Origin of the sequence: Caulobacter sp. Root655 (assembly GCF_001427665.1) — a bacterium.
Classification (GTDB): domain Bacteria; phylum Pseudomonadota; class Alphaproteobacteria; order Caulobacterales; family Caulobacteraceae; genus Caulobacter.
In genome coordinates this window covers 1-18,757 of the sequence record NZ_LMHC01000007.1, presented here as the reverse complement: position 1 = coordinate 18,757, position 18,757 = coordinate 1, and the positions used below count along the sequence as shown (strand labels likewise).

10 protein-coding genes are annotated in these 18,757 nt (G+C 66.1%); 3 read left to right on the top strand and 7 right to left on the bottom strand.

Going from position 1 to position 18,757, the window contains the following annotated elements; genetic code table 11:
* Positions 1-33 precede the first annotated feature (33 nt).
* Positions 34-2,319: a GH92 family glycosyl hydrolase gene (locus ASD79_RS08090; protein ID WP_235524363.1), complete on the top strand. Its 2,286-nt coding sequence runs from the start codon at positions 34-36 to the stop codon at positions 2,317-2,319.
* 99 nt (positions 2,320-2,418) lie between these two features.
* On the opposite strand, the gene ASD79_RS08085 is transcribed toward ASD79_RS08090, so the two are convergent.
* The 6 genes from ASD79_RS08085 to ASD79_RS08060 all read right to left on the bottom strand — a co-directional run bounded on the left by ASD79_RS08085 (position 2,419) and on the right by ASD79_RS08060 (position 14,672).
* The gene (locus ASD79_RS08085; protein WP_056720528.1) at positions 2,419-4,941 is read right to left on the bottom strand and encodes a glycosyl hydrolase 115 family protein; all 2,523 of its coding nucleotides are present in this window, start codon (positions 4,939-4,941) and stop codon (positions 2,419-2,421) included.
* Between the two features lie 64 nt (positions 4,942-5,005).
* A complete protein-coding gene (locus ASD79_RS08080; RefSeq protein ID WP_056720527.1) occupies positions 5,006-6,280 on the bottom strand; it encodes a histidine-type phosphatase in 1,275 nt (424 codons plus the stop codon).
* A 16-nt stretch (positions 6,281-6,296) separates the two neighbouring features.
* Entirely contained in the window at positions 6,297-8,852 is a 2,556-nt protein-coding gene (locus ASD79_RS08075; protein WP_056720526.1) for a GH92 family glycosyl hydrolase, read from the bottom strand.
* A 131-nt stretch (positions 8,853-8,983) separates the two neighbouring features.
* Positions 8,984-12,037 (bottom strand): TonB-dependent receptor, encoded by a 3,054-nt coding sequence (locus tag ASD79_RS08070; RefSeq protein ID WP_056720525.1) that lies wholly within the window; start codon positions 12,035-12,037, stop codon positions 8,984-8,986.
* Between the two features lie 168 nt (positions 12,038-12,205).
* Positions 12,206-12,565, bottom strand: coding sequence for a hypothetical protein (locus ASD79_RS23785; RefSeq protein ID WP_156400414.1), 360 nt, complete (start codon positions 12,563-12,565; stop codon positions 12,206-12,208).
* A 550-nt stretch (positions 12,566-13,115) separates the two neighbouring features.
* The gene (locus ASD79_RS08060; protein ID WP_056720523.1) at positions 13,116-14,672 is read right to left on the bottom strand and encodes an alpha-N-arabinofuranosidase; all 1,557 of its coding nucleotides are present in this window, start codon (positions 14,670-14,672) and stop codon (positions 13,116-13,118) included.
* 308 nt (positions 14,673-14,980) lie between these two features.
* Here ASD79_RS08060 and ASD79_RS08055 point away from each other — a divergent pair, with 308 nt between their 5' ends.
* Both ASD79_RS08055 and ASD79_RS08050 read left to right on the top strand, forming a co-directional pair.
* Positions 14,981-16,282, top strand: coding sequence for a sugar MFS transporter (locus tag ASD79_RS08055; RefSeq protein ID WP_056720522.1), 1,302 nt, complete (start codon positions 14,981-14,983; stop codon positions 16,280-16,282).
* A 9-nt stretch (positions 16,283-16,291) separates the two neighbouring features.
* Positions 16,292-18,628 (top strand): glycoside hydrolase family 127 protein, encoded by a 2,337-nt coding sequence (locus ASD79_RS08050; RefSeq protein WP_056720521.1) that lies wholly within the window; start codon positions 16,292-16,294, stop codon positions 18,626-18,628.
* Between the two features lie 22 nt (positions 18,629-18,650).
* Here the strand turns inward: ASD79_RS08050 and ASD79_RS24990 are convergent.
* Positions 18,651-18,757: hypothetical protein (locus tag ASD79_RS24990; protein WP_235524368.1), on the bottom strand; the 107-nt coding region annotated here is incomplete at its 5' end.

The following is an 18,757-nucleotide window of genomic DNA, read 5'->3' as shown; positions in this document are numbered from 1 at the left end:
CCGCCGGCCATGAGAACCGCGCCGATGCGCTCCATGAGCGTCCTTCTTCTCGGCGCCGCCCTGGCCACGCTTCCGCTCTCGGCGCGGGCCCAGGCCGTCGCGCCCGACCTGGCGACCCTGGCCGATCCGTTCGTCGGCGTCGACGGCGGCGGGGTCACCGGCGGCAACGCCGTGCCGGGCGCCGGCGTGCCGTTCGGCTTCGTGTCGCTGAGCCCCGACACCACCAACGCCGACACCAACGGCTACGACTCCAAGAGCCCGATCATCGGCTTCAGCTACACCCACGTCAGCGGCACGGGCGGCTCGGGCAAGTACGGCAACTTCCGGGTCACGCCCGCCGTGGGGCCACTGCGGGTCAACCACCTGCATTTCAGCAAGACCGCCGAACAGGCCTCGCCGGGCTACTATAGCGTGGGCCTGGGCAACAGCGACGCCGAGAAAATCAAGGTCGAGCTGACCGCCTCGCGTCGCGTCGGCTTCCAGCGACTGACCTATCCGGCCACCGCCGAGAGCCAGCTGATCTTCGACGTCGGCTCGGTCGTCGCCATGCGGGGGCGCGGGCAGCGGGTGAGGCTGGCCAAGGTCGAGCTGATCGACGCCCAGACCCTGGCCGGCGAGGTCACGGTCGAGGGCGGCTGGAATCCGGCGCCCTACACCCTGTACTTCCATGCGGTCGTCGACCGCCCCGCCAAGGCTTTCGGCGCCTGGAAGGCCGGCCAGGGCTGGTTCAAGACCGCGCCTGGCATAGGCCGCTCCGAGGGCGGCGCGCAGGTCAGGAGCCCAGCCAACCGCCAGGGCCTCATGATCGAGTACGACACCGAGCAGGAGTTCTCCAATCGCCTCGGCGCCTATCTCACCTTCGACACCACGACCGATCGCCAGGTGGGGATGAAGCTGGCCGTGTCCTTCATCAGCGCCGACAAGGCTCGCGCCAACCTGGCCGAGGAAATGCCCGGCTGGGATTTCGACGCCTATCGTCAGGCCGCGCGGGCACGGTGGAACGACGCCCTGGCCAAGATCCGGGTCGAGGGCGGCTCGGACGAGCAGCGGCGCATCTTCTATTCGGCCCTCTATCGCTCCCACACCATGCCGCACGACGTCAGCGGCGAGAATGTCTGGTGGAGTTCCGCCGAGCCCCATTACGAGGACTTCTACACCCTGTGGGACACCTTCCGGACGCTGCATCCGCTGCTGACCGTGATCCAACCGCAGCGGCAACGGGACATGATCCGCTCCTTGATCGACACCTACAAGCACACGGGCTGGATGCCGGATTCGCGTATCGCCGGGGCCAACGGCATGACCCAGGGCGGGTCGAACGGCGACATCCTGATCGCGGACGCCATGGTCAAGGGCCTGGGTGGCTTCGACCGGGCCCTGGCCTACGAGGCGATCCGCAAGAACGGCGAGGTCGACTCCGACCGGCCGTTCCAGCAGGGTCGCGTCCTGAAGGACTACCTGAAGCTGGGCTACGTGCCGTTCACCCAGACCCGTTCGGCCTCGCGCACATTGGAATACGCCTATGACGACTACGCCATCGGCGTGGTGGCCAAGGCCCTGGGCAAGACCGCTGACGCCGAACGTTACCTCGGGCGGTCAGCGAACTGGAAGAACCTCTGGGATGACAGCCTGGGCTGCATCCGTCCCCGCTACCCGAACGGCGACTGGGTCGAGAACTACAGCTGCACCTACGAATATCCCGACCGCTCGGGCCCGTGGTGGGACGCGCCGTTCTACGAGGGCAATTCCCTGCAGTATTCGACCTACGTGCCCCAGGACGTGAGCGGGTTGATGGCCAAGACCGGCGGGCGCGATGGCTTCGTCGCCTGGCTGGACCAGCTGTTCGACGGCCACTACTCGCAGGGCAACGAGCCCGACATCCTGGCGCCGTATCTCTACATCCACGCCGGCCGCCCGGACCGTACGGCGGAGATCGTGCGCCAGCTGATGGCCAAGCACTACCGCCTGAGCCGCACGGGCCTGCCGGGCAACGACGACGCCGGCGCGATGTCCAGCTGGTACGTCTGGAACGCCGTCGGGCTCTATCCCAACGCCGGCCAGCCCTACTACTACATCGCCTCGCCGGTGTTCGCGCGCAGCGTCATCGCGCTGGAGGGCGGCAAGACCTTCACGATCCAGGCCCTGGCCACCTCGGAAGCCAACCGCTACGTCACGGCCGCGCACCTGAATGGCAAGCTCCTGGAGCGCGCCTGGATCACCCACGCCGAACTGGCCCAGGGCGGCGTGCTGGACCTGACGATGGGTCCGGCTCCGTCGGGTTGGGCGAGGACCTTCGTTTCGCCGCCTGACGGGCGGTAGCCTGCGTCAGCGCCCGCTTGCGCCCTCCATTTCCGCTCATCCCGGCGAATGCCAGGATGAGCGGAGTTTGGGGGCGGGCCAACTCCGCCGATGCAAGCCTCAGTGGTTCTCGTGCGTCGCCACCTCTTCCGGCAGGATCAGGCGAACGAGATCCAGGCCGACGCGGCCCGTCCGCGACACGACGGTGATCGTATGTCGGCCCGGCGCGAGCGGCGGCCCGGCCATCGCCTTCAGCAGGTTGTCCAGCACGCCCTCGGCCCAGGCCGGCGAGCCGACCTTGCGCGCCAGGCGGACTCGCTCGGGCGCTCCGCCGTCGATGCTGACGTCCAGTTCGATCTCCTGGGCCTGGCCGTCGGGGAAGATCGGCAGCACGCCCAGTTGCGCGCGGCGGCCGTCGGAACCCGCGACGTCGACGGCGAGCGTCAGGGTGGCGCCAGGCGCGTCGGCCAGCATCACCCCGCGGCCGCGGCCGACGCCCTCGACCAGGCGCCAGCCAGCGTTGGCGGCGAAGGCCTCGGCCTCCACCACCGGCGAGACGGCGGGGGCGTTACCGTCGACGACAGCCAGGAACCTGGCCGGATCGGCCGTCAGCCCCGCGCCCGGCAGCGGGATCGAGCGGGCGCGATAGATGCGCCACTGGCTGTCGGCCGGCTCTTCCGGCATCAGCCAGCGCCACTTGCCGCCGGCGACCTGGTTGTTGAAACGGTCGGTCAGGGCGGTGATCTCGGCCTGGGCGTCGACGGCCGCGCCACCAGCCGAGCGCGCCATCGCCTGGTCATTGTCGATCAGCTCGTTGTACCGCTCGGCCGCGAAGAACCGCATGTTGGCGGCGGCCGAGACGCGGATCGGGAACTCGACCAGCTCGAACCAGGCGTCGGCAAGCGGCGGAGGGACGGACGCAGCCGTCGCCTTGGTCTCGGCGGCCAGCTTGCGGAACGCGCGGAGCCGGTCGTTGACCTCGTCAGGCGTGTAGCTGCTCAGATGGCGGTTCTCGGCGCGAGGCTGCCACTCCAGATGCTCGGGCCGGCGCTCGAAGTTCAGGCGATAGTAGGCGTCCAACAGGTCCGAGGTCTTGCCGGCCAGCGCGGGCCCGAAGGCGCGGCGGCTCCAGTCCTCCAGGTACTGGCGCTGGGTCTTGCCGCGCCAGCGGTCGATATCCCAGGCCATTTCCAGGAAGTGGCTCGCGCCGATCTCGGCCGGCTTGATGTCGCCGACATTGGCGATCCAGACATTGCGCGCGCCCTTGTCCCAGGCGTGGATCATCTCCTCCTGCACCAGGGCCGGCGGCGTCGTGCCAAGCCAGAGATAGGCCAGCGGATAGCCCAGATAGGACAGGTGGTAGTAGACGCCCGCCCCACCCGCGCGCTTGGCCTCCTCGGCGCTGGGGAACTGGCGGATGTAGCCGAAATTGTCATCGGGCCAGACGATGGTGACGTCGTCCGGGACCTTCACGCCCGCCCGGTAGATCTCCAGCACCTCCTTGTAGGGCACGAAGATCTGCGGAATCTTCGAGACATCGGGCGAGACGGTCTTGCCAAGGATCTCGCGCTGGTCACGGATGATCCCGTCCAGCAGCGCGACCTTCTCCGGCATGGTCTTGGGACCGACCATGCCGGTGTCGTGGATGCCGCGCATGCCGACCGTCCACAGGCTCTCGTAGCCCGCATTGGCCTTGGCGCGCTCGGCCCAGTAGGCTTTCACCCCCTCGGGATTGGTGGCGTAGTTGAAGGTCTCGGGCGCGGCCTTCCACTCGCCGACATTGTTGCGCAGCATGGCCTCGGCGTGGGACGAGCCCATCACGATGCCGTACTCCTCGGCCAGTCTGGCGTTGGCCGGGTCGGCATTGAACGGCGCCGTCGTGTGGTGCATGGCCGGCCACAGCGTGTTGGCCTTCAGGCGCAACAGCAAGGTGAAGACCCGGCGATAGGTCTTGGGACCGATGTCGCCGCGCTCGGGATCGAAAGTCTTCGCCGCCCAGGGATAGAGGCCCCAATCCTCGTCGTTGACGAAGACGCCGCGATAGCGGACCGACGGCGGACCGAAGCGGTGGACGCCGGGACCGACGAACAGCGCGTCTCGGCGCCGGGGCGTGACGTCGGCCCACCAGGCCCAGGGCGAGACGCCCATGGCCTGCGCCACCTCATAGACCCCGAAGGCGGTCCCGCGACGATCGCTACCGATCACCACCAGGGCCTTGTCGACACCGGGCAGCGGGCGATCGACCGAAGCGATCACGAAGCTTTCCCAGGCGCCGGCCAGGCGCGAGACGTCGACCTTCTTCGCGGCGACGATCTGGTCGATCAGCTTGCTGTGACCCAGCGTGCCGACCAGGATCACGGTCTTGCCAACGGGCGCGGACGAGACGGTCGGCTGTTGCGAAGTGACGGTCTGGATGTCCGTCGCCAGGTCGTCGGCGGCATGGCGCACGACGGCGGCGTCGGCCGGGTCGACGACGATCGTGGGCGCGTGTCCCGCCTCGACCAGCACGAAGCCGCCCCGCGCGAGACCGTCGGTGAAGATCGTCTCGGTCTCGCGACGCCCCTCGGCCTGCGCGGCCTGCGCGGCGCCGAGGCAGAGCACGAGCGCCAGGGCGCTCCGCCAGATCGACTTGAGTTTGCTCATTGGCCCGAGCCTCCCTGCGCGTGGCGGATCTTGTTCTTGAGATGATGCACGGCCAAGCCGTCGGTCACAGTCCCGAAGCTTTCGACATGACGGCTTCGAACCGGTCCAGCGGGCAGTCGAATTCAGGCGTCGCCAGGCTGCAGCCCGGAATAAACACCGGCGCGGCCAAAGGTGGCGTCGCGCGCGTCAGGGGCGTCGCCTCGCGCAACTGGCCCAGGCTCTGGCCGGTGAAGCGGGCCCGGATCACGCGAACGCCGTCCGCCCGCCTCCAGCGTTCGAACACCAGGGCGCCGCCCGGGCCGATCTGGTTGGGCTGATACCCCGCGATGGTCCATTCGATCCGCAGCAGGCCGCCCAGCACCGCCAGCGTCCCGTCATGGCCCGCCACGAAGACGATCCGGGCGTCCGGCGGTCCGATCGCATCGCCCTGCCCCACGCGTTCCGGCGTGGCCCCCGCCTCCAGGGTGGCCAGGATCCTTTGCGCCAAGGGACCGCCCAGGGTCCTGGCGACATAGGGCGTCCGCAGTCTCAGGTCGAATTCCGCCTGATGCAGGGCGAAAATCCGCGTCAGCGTATCCTCGTCGAGACCCCGCCAACCCAGCGCAGCGAAGTCCTGTCCGTCGGCCCAGGCCATCAGCAGGCTTTCGGTCACGCCCGAGGCGAAGGCCTCCGGCCCCGACAGTGAGACAAGGTCCTCGCCCTCGGCGAAGCCGGGTCTGGCGTCGAAGATCCGCCGCTTGCCTGGGGACGGCGGACAAGGACCGGCCGGACACTGCATCAGCAGCGCGTCCAGGCGCTCGATCGCGTCGCGATGGCTGGCGCTCCAGGCGGCGATGTCCCCGCCGGCGCGACCGGCCACGGCCGCGCGCGCCAGGCTGGCGTCGGCGACGACCCTGCCCGCCTTGATCGGCTCGAACATCGGATCCACCCGCCCCTCGCCCACCGTGCCCACCGCGACCGCGCAGCCCGGCGAAAGCGTCTGGGACACCGCCCTGGCCGTGGCGATCGTGCGCTGAGTGACGTTGGCCCAGTAGTAGACCGCGCGGCAATCGTCCTGCGCCAGCAGGCCTTCCGCGACATAGAGCTGACGGAAATAGTCGCCCATCAGCGACGCCAGGACCTCGCCGCGCGCCGTTAGGTGGCCGGGCGGGACCGAAAACCGCGGCCAGGATCGGACGGAAACCTCCTCGAGCCGCTCCGGGCTGGACATCGCCGCGCGCACGCCGTGTCGGCTGAGGATCACGACCTTCTCGAGCCGCTCTCCAGGGGCCGCCGCCCAGGCGGAGCTCGCCGATAGGAGCACGAGCGCGGTCAAGATGGCTCGGACGGACAGGCGCATCACGCGGCTCCAGATCTCATCGGCATCCGGTCCCGGCGATCAGTTCCACCTCGGCGACCTGGACGGACTTGCCCGCGGTCAGTTCCAGGCGATAGCGGACATAGGCCTTGGCCTCGAGCGCGAAGGTCCGGGTGGCGTGGCGATGCTCGAAGCGTTCGCCCCGCCGCTGGTCCAGCGTCACCCAGCGCCGGCCGTCGAAACCGCTGAAGCGCCAGGCGGACGGATCGGCCTGATCCGCGCCCACGCTCACCGTGTAGGCCTTCAGGCACGTCGGCGCCGAACGGGTGAACACCGCCGACTGGCCGGCCGACGCGGTCCAGACGGTGGAGGTCTTGCCATCGATCAGGGCCGGCGCGGTCGCCTCCGCTCCGAGCACCGCGCCGTCATAGGCCCACTGGCCCGGCTTGCCGCTCATCGTGAAGCTCAAAAGGCCGCCGGACAGCAGTTGCGCCTGCGAAACGAAGGGCGCGGTCAGCGGCTTTCCGTTGAGGCTGACGCCGGCGATGTACGGGCGGTCGGGACCCGCGTTCTCGGCGACGATCTCCAGGGACTTGCCACCTTCCAGATGGATCAGGCTGCGAGGGTGACGCGGCCCGTGCAGGTAGAAGAGGTCCCCGCCCAGCTTCGGAAACAGGCCCAGGCGGTTGAAGACATAGTTGGAGCTCATCGCCCCGGCGTCCTCGTCGCCGGGATAGGCGGTGTCGGTGAAGTGCTTGAACACCTGGCCCGCCCAGTAGGACGAAAGGTCGGCGCGGCCCAGGTTGTGGAACAGCCAGGGCGTCGCGAAGGACGGTTCGTTGGTGATGTCGATCAAACCGGCGTCGAGGGCGTGGTTGAGGCGCTCGTTGAAGCGCACGCGGCCGCCCATGGCCTCGATCAGGCCGGGGAGATCGTGCAGCACGCCGTAGGAATAGATCCAGGCCGTGCCCTCGTAGTAGCCGACGTTGTTGTGGACCTTGCCGTCCCAGCCGAGCTTGGGGTCGATGTCCTGGAACCGGCCGTCGGGATAGCGAGGCATCAGGAAGCCCTTGAAGCCGTCGCTCTCGGTGTCGGGATTCCAGATCTTGCGCCAGTTTTGCGAGCGCCTGATCAGAGCGTCGGCTTCGTCGAGATGGCCCGCTCCCCGGGCGACCTGAGCGGCGAAATAGTCGTTGAGCGCGAAACCCAGGGTGGAAGAGCCCGACTTGGCGCGCTGGTTGTTCGGCTCCGGACTGAGGTCGCCGACGCCGAAATAGCCGCTTTCGAGATAACGCGGGCGGCGACGCTCGAAAGCGTTGAAGTGGGTCACGCGCCAGGCGTCGTTCCAGTTCACGCCCTGGGCGCCGCGCAGCAGCGCCTCGCCCAGCACATTGTCGACCTCGTCCCCACCCTGGCCGACATGATAGTTCTGGCCGCCGATAATGGCGGTGTCGGCGGCGCCGAACTTGTCGAAGGTGTGGATCAGCGAATTGAGATTGGCTGCGTATTCGCTGGGCCGCAGCACCGACATCAACGGGAACAGGGTCCGATAGGTGTCCCACAGGGTGTAATGGTCGTCCCAGTTGGGACGGTCGAGATCCTTGGCCGGCTGGTCCAGCGTGCGGTCACGCGGATGGGTCGAGGCGTGATAGAGCGCCGTGTAGAACCGTCGCGTCTGCGCCTCCGACAGACCCGAGACCTCGATCTCGCCCAACCGGTCGTTCCAGGCGGTCTGCGTCTCCTGGCGCACGCGATCGAAGTTCCAATCCGGGATCTCCCGATCGAGAAGTGCTTCGGCCGTTTCCGCGCTGGTGAAGGAGACAGCGATCTTGACCAGCAGCGGCTTGTCATCAGCGATCTTGAAGGTCTGCCAGGCGCCCAGGCGCTCGTCCGGTCCGGTCCTGCCCTCGGTGGCGCCGGGCTGGCGGTCCTGCTTGTTGAAGACGCCCCAGGCGGTGGGCTTCTGGTTGAACTTGGCGACGAACCAGATGTCGATCAGGGCTGGGTTCCAGTAGCCCTTGGCCTTGACGTGGCCGACGATCTTGCCGTCGGCGGGGAACAGCCGCACATCGGCCTGGTCCGAGGCGACCAGCCCGCCGACCTTGCGCGTCACGTCGAAGACCAGTTGCGCCTGATCCGTCTTCGGATAACTCAGCCGATAGATCGCCGAATAGTGGGCCGGCGTGACCTCCACCCGGGTGTCGTAGCGCGACAGGCGGACGGAATAGGCGTCGGCGGCCAGGACCTCATCGGTCTTGGGCGACAGATGAGCCGTCTCGTCGAAGATGGCTTGCCCAACCTGGGGCGACAGCAGGAACGTGCCGTAAGTGGTGACGCCGCCCGACCCTTGCGAATGGAGTTGGGCGAAACCGCTGATCGGCTCGGCGGCGTTGTAGCCCGCGTTGCTAGGGTTCTGGGTCTCGGGTGACGGGTGAATGGAGCCGTTGGGCCGGGTAGGCCCGGGAATGGTGTCGCCTTGGTTGTCGTTGCCGAGGCCGACAATGAGCGCGGGAAGCTTGTAGAGAGACCGGTCGGGCTCGGCCTGAGCGATCGAGCCGGCCGCCAGGGCGGTCAGAACCAGCAGGGGCGACAGTCTCGCGCGAAGTCCCGGCATGGAAATCCTTCTGGCTACGTGCCCGACGAGGGCCGTCGGAACGATGTTTGGGCGGCGCCCTTCGAAGGGAGAAAATATAGCCGGTCCACGAATGGACCGGCTATCAAGTGGCTTCACGGGGGACGTGAAGATCAGAAGGTGGCGCGCGCCGTCAGGGTATAGGTGCGACCGTCGTAGTCGACCCAACGCGACACCCGGGTGTCATTCTCGTATTCGAAACGCTTGGAGTCCGTCAGGTTGTAGGCGTCCAGCGACAGGGTGAGCTGATCGGTGACGTTGTAGGACGCCGACAGGTCAAGCTGGCCGCGCGCCTTCACCGAACGAGCGGCGCCGGTATAGGTGCCGTTGGCGTTCAGCGGATAGTCCGAACGGTAGTTGTAGACCATGCGCACGCCGTACTTCGGCGTCTCGTAGTAGCCGATGACGTTGACGTTGTGCTTGGAGATGCCGGGGAACGGGGCGATCGCCGGGCTCTTCGACGTCGTGTAGGCGTAGTTGAAGCTGCCGCCGAGGTTCTTCCAGAAGCCCGGCAGGAAATCGAGGTTCTGCTGGATGTTGAACTCGACGCCCTCGACGGTGGTCGGCTTGTCGAGGTTGTAGGCCCCGCTGGCGTTGACGTGGATCTGCCGGGTGGCGTTGCTCAGCGCGGTGGCGTTGCAGTAGGTGCCGTCCCAAGACAGAGCGCCGAAGCCCCAGGTCGAGCCGTCCGACGGGCAGATGATCGACGGGTCGGTGGTCGTCGCGATGCGGTCCGTGATGTTCTTGTGGAAATAGGCCAGCGAGATCAGGCCGTTGGGGCGGTTGTACCACTCCAGCGACAGGTCGAACGACTCGGCCAGGTACGGCTTGAGGCTGTTGTTGCCCATGGCGACCGAGACGTCATAGACGCTGGTCGAACCCGAGCTCAGGCTACTGTTGAAGATCGGAGCCGGGCTGACCTTGGTCGACGGCGAGTACTGGCGCGGGTGCGGGCGCACGTAGGTCTTGTAGTAAGCGCCGCGCAGGATCAGGTCGTCGGTGACGTCGGCCACGAAGATCGCCGATGGCAGGAAGTAGTGGTACTTGTTGACGTATTCGTCGGTCTTGAACGCCGTGGCCGAGCCGATCGAGTCGGTCGGCGGGGTGATGCGATCCAGGGTCGTGATGGTGTTCTTGGTGTCTTCGTAGCGGCCGCCGAAGTTGCCGCGCACGCCGTGGCCGAAGATCTCGGTGTCGTACTTCGCCTGGATGTAGAACTGATTGACGTCGTTCTCGTTGGTGAAGTTTTTATCGTAGTAGCTGCTGTCGGCGTACTGGATGTTGAAGCCCTGGCTCGACAGGCCACCGCCCTGATAGGCCGTGACTGGGCGGACCGCGTCCAGGAAGTCGTGGATGTTCAGCACCTGCCAGTTGCGGTTGTAGTCGCCAGCGGAGCCGCCCATGAAGTCATCGACGAAGGGCGCCGTGACCATCATGCTCGAGGTGATTTTGCTCAACTGGGCGCCGTAGGCGTAGACCCGGTAGCCGGTCGACACGTACTTCTCGCGCTCGAGGCGCACGCCCGCCTGGAGGCTCTTGACCGGTCCGAACTCGACGAAGCGCTCGACATCGAAGGCGGCGGTGTTCACGTCGTTCTTGGCGAAGCTCTCGGTGCCCTGGATTTGGATCTGGTTGGTCGAGTTGGCCTTGGAACCGTTGTTGTAGAACGATGTCGGGTCGCCGGGCCCACCCCAGGTCCAGGCCTGGCCGTTGGTGATCGAGTTCTGCGGCGTCGGCGTGGTCGTGTACTTGAAGCCGCTGATGTCATCGAGGCCGGTGGTCAGCGAACCCGAGATGCCATTGCCACCCGCGCGGGTGTAGGTGGCGACATCGACCTCGGTCTCGACCGACGCGTTGTAGCCCGACGACAGGGTCAGGGCGGCGGCGAGGCGCCAGTCGTCGTTGCTCCAGTCGATGTTGCCGATCAGCCCCTTCGATTTCTGATGCTGCGAGTATAGGCGGGTCGAGGAGAGCGCGTTCATGTTGGCGAACGAGTAGTTCTCGTACAGATAGCGCCCGTCACTGGTCTTGATCGGCGCGCCGGTCGGCGTGATCACCGTACCCGCGCCGGCCGTGGACGACGGCAGGACGGTATTGATCAGGAAATACTGGGTCGTGTCGGGCAGGTCGCGATCGGTCGAGAACCCGATCAGGCCGATCTTGGTGTTGTCGTTCGGCTTCCACTCGACACCCGCCGAGCCCGACCAGACCTTGCCGACGTTCATGCGGGTGTACTGGCGGATCTGGCTGTTGGCCCAGATGCCGTTGGCGCTGGTCGAACCGGTGTTGCTGGTGATGAAGGGCGTGGCCAGCGTCTGCGACAGACCCAGGGCCTGGCCTAGCGAGCGGCAGTACGACGTCGCGCTGGTCGGGCAGGCCGCGGCCGAGAAGTACTGGCCGTAGGTGCTGTTGAACTGGGTCGGCGTCAGGCCCGTCATCGCCGACGTCAGATAGTCGTAGCTGTTGAGGCGGACCGTATCGCGGCGGAACTTTTCCTTCTTATAGGCGATGGTCCCGAAGACGGCGAGATTGTCCGACAGGTGCTTGTTGTAGCCGAGGGTGGCGGCGGGCGCGCCCAGGTCGCCCAGGTCGTTGTACTCGTACGACGCCTTCACGATGCCGCCGTCCCTACGGGACAGGGCCGGGGCGATCTGCATGTCGACGTTGCCGCTGAGGCCGCCCGACACGGTGTTGGCCATCGGCGACTTCTGGATCACGAAGGCCGAGAAGATGTCGGAGTTGAAAGCGCCCAGCGGCGTGCCCTGGTTGTCGCGCAGCAGCGGCGGATAGGCGAACGACTGGCCGTTCAGCGTCGTGCGGGCGTACTCACCCGGCATGCCGCGCAGATTGATGGTGGCGTCGCGGCCTTCGGCCTCGCGGTTGATCTGGACGCCCGGGATGCGCTGCAGCGCTTCACCCACGTTCAGGTCCGGAAAGCGGCCCAGGCCGTCCGACGAGATCCCATCGGTGATTTCGATGGCGGTCTTCTTGGCGCGGACCGCGTTGGCGTAGCTCTGCTTGAAACCCGTCACGACGACGGCGTCGAGCGTATCGGTCTGGGGCGCGGCGGCTTGCTGCGCCACGGCGATGGCCGGCAAACCCCCAATGAAGGTGGCCGACAGGAGCGCGACCTTCAGGACGCGCGCTGGGCTGATTTTCGAGTGCAATTCGTTCCCTCCTCATTTGCGGCCGCCGCCTTAAGTGGCGATTTATTGGCCTGACCTCTTCGCGATACTAACCGGCCTGAATGGCCGGTTAGATCGATGCCATCGGGAGCCCCCTCCGTACGACACCATCTAAATCATCAACCAAGACATTGATATCAATGTCATTTTTTATATATGCAATTTGTTTTGTATATTATTTTCCAGAGACAATCTAGAAATTCTTTTTCGAAATTTCGAATTGGCCTGGCCAAAATACGGGATCACAACCGGTGATGGCCAAGGCCTCGGCCTGACGTTGAGCCTGGAAAGCAGGCGCAAGCCAACCACGGGTTGAATGAAGGGGAGGATCGAATGAAGCGAAGCATAACGGCGAGCATGGCCTGACTTGCGATCGGCTTCGCCGCCCAGGCGGAAGAAACGCCGCGCGTCGATCCGGTGCAGGTCGATCCATCGCATCCCGACTGGGAAAACCCGGCGGTCAACGCCCGCGGCAGGCTGTCCGCCGGCGCCGCCCTGGAGCGGTGACATGACCCGGTCCGAGCGCTACCTGTTCCTGGACGGACAGTGGGCTTTTCACTTCTCGCCTTCGTCCGACGCCACGCCCGACGACTTCGAAAAGCCGAATTGCGACGCCTCGGCCTGGAAGACGATCAAGGTCCCGGCCGCTGATCCCACACGACCAATCCGGCCGGCTCTTACCGCCGGACTTTCGAGATCCCCGCCGGGTAGAGCGGCCAGGACGTGATTCTGCAGGTCGGCGCGGCCTCCCCGCCTGGATCAATGGCCACGAGGCCGGCTATTCGCAACACTCCAAGCTGCTCAGAAAGGTCGGCCTCACCCGGCTTGTGAAGCCGGGTGAGAACCTCGTGGCCATCCAGATCCGCCACTGAGCAGGCGGCGGCTATCTGGAGGACCAGGACTTCCGGCGCGTGGCGGTCAGTCCATCTGAAGACCGCCCCCAACCGTCCGGGTGGCGGACCTGTTCGTTCACGCCGGGCTCGACAAGACCTATCGAGACGGGACGCTGGCGACCGAACTTCCTTCCTCTTCCTCAGACGTCAGAATATCCAAAGGCGATCTATTCGACCGCGACGACGACGACCGACTTGGCCGGAATGTCGAGAGTGAGCTTGTCACCGACCAGACGCCCGCCCTTGTAGGGAACCGGAGCGACGACGGGTTTGGCGCCAAAGGCGTTGAACGCGTCCATCTTGTCGGCGGTCAGCAGTTGGCCAGAAACAGACTTGGCCTTGAATCCGCCGAGGGACACGCTGAGCTTGATGCTGTCGTCCGGCGACATGTTGGCCACGCCGATGTAGGTCTTTCCGTCCTTGCCCTTGGCGGCCGAGGCGTTGAACGCCGGGATGGTCGTGGTTCCGATGGTGATCTTGGGCGCCTGCACTTCAAGCGGCACGGCCGTGGCGTCCTGGAACGGCGTGTACATCTTGAACGCGTAATAGGTCGGCGTCAGGACGATCTGGTCGCCCTTGGTCAGGATCATCGCCTGCAGAACGTTGATGGTCTGGGCGATGTTGGTCATTTTCACACGGTCAGTGTGATGGTGGAAGATGTTGAAGTTCGCCGCCGCCAACACGCCGTCGCGAAGGGTGTTGAGCTGATAGAGATGGCCGGGATTGGTGCCCGGCTCGACATCGTACCAGGTGCCCCATTCGTCGACGAAGAGACCGATGCGCTTGTCCGGATCGTTCTTGTCGAGCACGGCGATGTGCTGGGTGAGCAGGTCCTCCATCCGCAGGGTCTGAGCAAAGGTTTGGCCCCAGGCGGCCTTGTCGAAGCCGGTGGCCGCACCCTTCTTGTCCCACTTGCCGGTCGGCAGCGTGTAGTAGTGCAACGAGATCGCGTCCATGAACCGGCCGGCGTTCTTGGTCACCACGTCAGTCCAATTGGTGTCGAAGGCGTTGGCTCCCGAGCCGACGCGCACGGCCGGATTGTCCTTGTTCTTGTGGAAGAACGCCGAGAAGCGACGGTACTCATTGGCGTAGTATTCCGGGGTCATCTCGCCGCCACAGCCCCAGCTTTCGTTGCCGATGCCGATGAACGGCACCTTGAACGGCTTGTCGCGGCCGTTGGCGCGCCGCTCCTGGGCCAGGGTGTCGTCGCCCGGCGATGTCATGTACTCGATCCACTCGCGCATCTCGGTCGGATCGGACGAGCCGACATTGATCGAGAGGTAGGGGTCCGCACCGATCTGCTCGGCGAAGTCCATGAATTCGTGGGTGCCGAACGCGTTGCTCTCGGGCGAGCCGCCCCACCAGTTGTTCTTGCGCGAAGGACGCTTGGCGCGCTCGCCGACGCCGTCGCGCCAACGATATTCGTCGGCGAAGCAGCCGCCGGGCCAGCGGATCACCGGAACCTTGAGATCCTTAAGGGCGCCGACCACGTCGCTACGGATGCCGCGAACGTTGGGGATCTTCGAGTCCGGCCCGACCCAGACGCCGTCATAGACGCCCGCGCCCAGGTGCTCGGAAAACTGCCCGTAGACGTAGCGGGAAATCGGCGCGCCGGGCTGGTCGGCCTTCAGCGTCGCTGTGGCGGCCAGTTCGGCGGCTTGCGCGCTCGCGGCCATTGCCAGAAGCGCGACTGCCGCGCCCACGATTGTCTTGGCCTTCGCCATGGTCTCATCCCCAATTGATTTTGCGGGAGATCGCTCCCGGACTTCCCGCCGCACGCCAGATCGCAATGCGAGGCTTCACGGCGTGATTTGGTAGCAGGCCTAATTTTGTCCTACAATAACCAAGTGCCAAGCGCTATTTCGGGACTGCCTAGCTTGTCGCGGACCCAACTGCTGACCGAAACCCGCTCTTTGCTGAGCGTGCGCCACGCGCGTTGACGAAATAACGGAGACCATATACTCGGACAAAATATTAAGAGCAGGCACAAGCCCGCCTGAGTTGCGCGACCGCGCTCGACGAAGAGGAAACGATGCCCGCCATTCCGCAAAGCGCGCCGACCGTGGCCGCCGACACCCCGCACCAGCGTTACGGCTCGGCCTTGAGCCTGCTGGCCAGCCTGTTCTTCATGTGGGGCTTCATCACGGTCATCAACAACACGCTGCTGCCGCATCTGCGCAGCGTTTTCGTGCTGGATTACACCCGCACGACCCTGATCGAGTCGGTCTGGTTCATCGCCTATTTCGTAGCCTCGCTTCCGTCGGCCAAGCTGATCGAGCGGATCGGCTACCAGAAGGCCATCGTCGTCGGCTTGCTGGGCATGGCGGTTGGCGCGGCCATGATGGTTCCGGCGGCGATCTTGACCTCCTACGCCCTGGTCCTGACGGCGCTCTTCGTGATCGCCAGCGGCATCACCTTGCTCCAGGTGGCCGCCAACCCCTATGTCGCGGTGCTCGGACCACCCGAGACCGGGTCCTCCCGCTTGAACCTGGTGCAGGCGTTCAATTCGCTTGGCACCACCCTGGCCCCGCTGTTCGCCGGCTACCTGATCCTGGGACGTTCCAAGAGCGGCACGGCCCAGGCCAGCGTCGCCCTGACCGCCGCGGAGCGCCACGCCGACGCTCAGTCCGTGGTCCTGCCCTATGTCATCGTGGCGATCGCCCTGGTGGCGTTGGCCGTGGTCATGGGCCGCGTGCGCCTACCGACCATCGGTCAGGCGACTCAGCGCGCGTCCCGCGAGGCCCGCAAGGGCCTTTCGCTTTGGTCGCACCGCAATCTTGTCTGGGGCGTGCCGGCGATCTTCATCTACCTGATCGCCGAGATCGGCGTGGCCAATCTGTTCATCAACTTCGTCTCGCAACCGAATATCGCCGCGATCACCCACGAGGAGGCCTCGCGCTATCTGGCTATCCTGTGGGGCGGCATGATGGTCGGCCGCTTCCTGGGCAGCGTGCTGATGCGCCGCTTCGCCGCCGAGCACGTCCTGGCCGCCTTCTCGATCGGCGCATTCACGGTGATGCTGATCGCCACCTTCGTCGATGGCCCGGCGGCCATGTGGTCGCTGATCGCCGTTGGTTTCTTCCACTCGATCATGTTCCCGACCATCTTCACCCTGGGCATCCGGGGCCTGGGGCCGCTGACCGAGGAAGGTTCGGGTCTGCTCATCATGGCCATCGCTGGCGGCGCCTTGGTCATCGTCCAGGGCTGGTTGGCCGACACCTTCGGTCTGCAGCGGTCGTTCCTGCTGACAGCGGCCTGCGAGGTGTACGTGCTGTTCTACGCGCTGTGGGGCTCCAAGCCGACCCACGCCCTCCCCGACCAGCACGTCGACTAAGGGCGCGCCATGACCGGACTGTCGCGTCGAACGGCTCTGAAGGCTAGCGCCGCGGTCGGCGCGGCGGGCCTGCCCGCCCCCACCCTCGCGCGCGCCACGGACAGCGCGGGCAAGCTGACAAGCTTCCCGCTCTCCCAGGTGCGGTTGAAGCCATCGCGCTTCCTGACGGCGCAGGAGACCAACCAGCGCTACCTGCTGTCGCTGGAACCTGACCGCCTGCTGCACAACTTCCGCGCCGGCGCGGGCCTGACGCCCAAGGGCGCGGTCTACGGCGGCTGGGAGAGCCTCGGCATCGCCGGCCATAGCCTGGGTCATTACCTGTCGGCCGTCTCGCTGATGTGGGCCCAGACCGGCCAGCCCGAGTTCAAGCGGCGCGCGGCCTATATCGTCGAGGAGCTGGCCGCCTGCCAGGCCGCGAACGGCGATGGCTACGCCGGCGGCACGACGGTCGAGCGCGACGGCAAGACGGTCGACGGCAAGGTCGTTTATGAGGAAATCCGCGCGGGCAAGATCGACGCCTCCGGCGGACTGAACGGCGGCTGGGTGCCGATCTACACCTATCACAAGGTGTTGGCCGGCACGCTCGACGCCCACGTCCTGTGCGACGATCCCGGGGCCCTGACAGTGGCCATCGGCTTGGCTGACTATCTGGGTCGGATGTTCGACGCGCTGGACGACCAGCAGGTCCAGACGGTGCTGCGCGTCGAACACGGCGGCATCGTCGAGAGCTTCGCCGAACTCCACGCCCGTACCGGCCAGCCGCGCTGGCTGGATCTGGCTCGCCGCGTTCAGCACGAGGACATCGTGCGTCCGCTGGCCGAGGGCCGCGACGACCTGGCCGGCAAGCACGCCAACACCCAGATCCCCAAGCTGATCGGCGAGGCGCGCCTCTACGAAACCGGCGGCGACGCTCGAGCCGCCAAGGCCGCGATGGTCTTCTGGGAAACGGTTGTCGCCGACCACTCCTACGTCATCGGCGGCAATTCGGAGTTCGAGCATTTCGGCCCGCCCCGCAAGCTCTCGACGCGCCTGGGCCAACAGACCTGCGAATGCTGCAACAGCTACAACATGCTGAAACTTACCCGGCGGCTCTACGCCTGGTCGGGCGAGGCGCGGTATTTCGACGTCTACGAACGCGCCCACCTGAACCATATCCTGTCGCAGCAGGACCCCGACACCGGGATGTTCACCTACTTCTCGCCGCTGGCTTCGGGCTACGCGCGGGGCCACTCGACGCCGACGGACTCGTTCTGGTGCTGCGTCGGGACGGGCATGGAGAACTATTCCAAGCTGGGCGACAGCATCTTCTGGCGCGACGGCGAACGGGTCCTGGTCAATCTCTACTATCCGTCCACCCTGGACTGGACCGAGAAGGGCCTGAAGCTCGAGATCGACACCGATTTCCCATACGACGACCAAGTAACCCTGACGGTGACAAAAGCGCGCTCGGCCACGCCGATTTCGCTGCGGGTTCCAGGCTGGTGCGCCAAGCCGGCGGTGCAGGTCAACGGCCTCGATCGCGCCGCTACACCGGAGGGCGGCTACATCAAGCTCACCCTGCGCGCCGGTGATCGCCTGACGCTGGCCCTGCCCATGTCGCTTCGAACCGAAGCGATGCCTGACGATCCAGACCTGATCGCCTTTCTGAACGGCCCCCTGGTTCTGGCCGCTGACCTCGGCCCGGCCGACCAGCCATGGAACAGTTTTGATCCCGTGGTCGTCGATGCGGCGAGCACCCCGCCATTGGTTCCGGTCGGCGCGCCACAGCGGTTCGCCCTAGCCGACCACGGCCGGCCTCAGGGCTTGGTGCTGCGTCCCTATTTTGAGCAGCACCACAATCGCACGGCGGTCTATTTCCGCCGTCTGACCCAGGCGCAATGGACGACGCTCGAACCGACTCTGGTCGCCGACGCCAGGGCCCGCGCCGACATCCAGGACCGCACGGCCGATATCATCCGCTTTGGCGAGCAGCAGCCCGAGGTCGATCACGCCCTGAAGGCCAGTCCCGGCACCCAGGACAGCGGCAATCTGACCGTCCGCAGCCGCATACTGAACAAGGGCTTCATCGCGTTCCAGATGGCGACCGCGCCGGGTCCGCTGACCTTGCAGGTCACCTATGACGGTGCGGCGCGGGGGAAGACCTTCGCGATCCTGGTCGACGGCCAGGAGGTGGCGCGCGAGGTGCTGGCGGGCGATCGGACCTCGACCCTGAACGTTAGAAGCTATCCCCTGCCCCAGGCCCTGACCAACGGTCGGGGCAAGGTCACCGTGCGGTTCCAGATGGTCTCCGACCAGTGGACGGCCATCTTCGAGGCTAGACTAGTCAGGCAAAACCGGGCGCGCTGACCAGCGCGCCCCGTCTCAAGTCCTAGTGGTTATCCCTGGGCAGGCCCTTGGTCTGGGCGATGCGCTGGTACTTGACCGCTGGTTCCAGCACCGCTCCGGTCTCCATCTGGCCGACGATGGTCCGCTGGA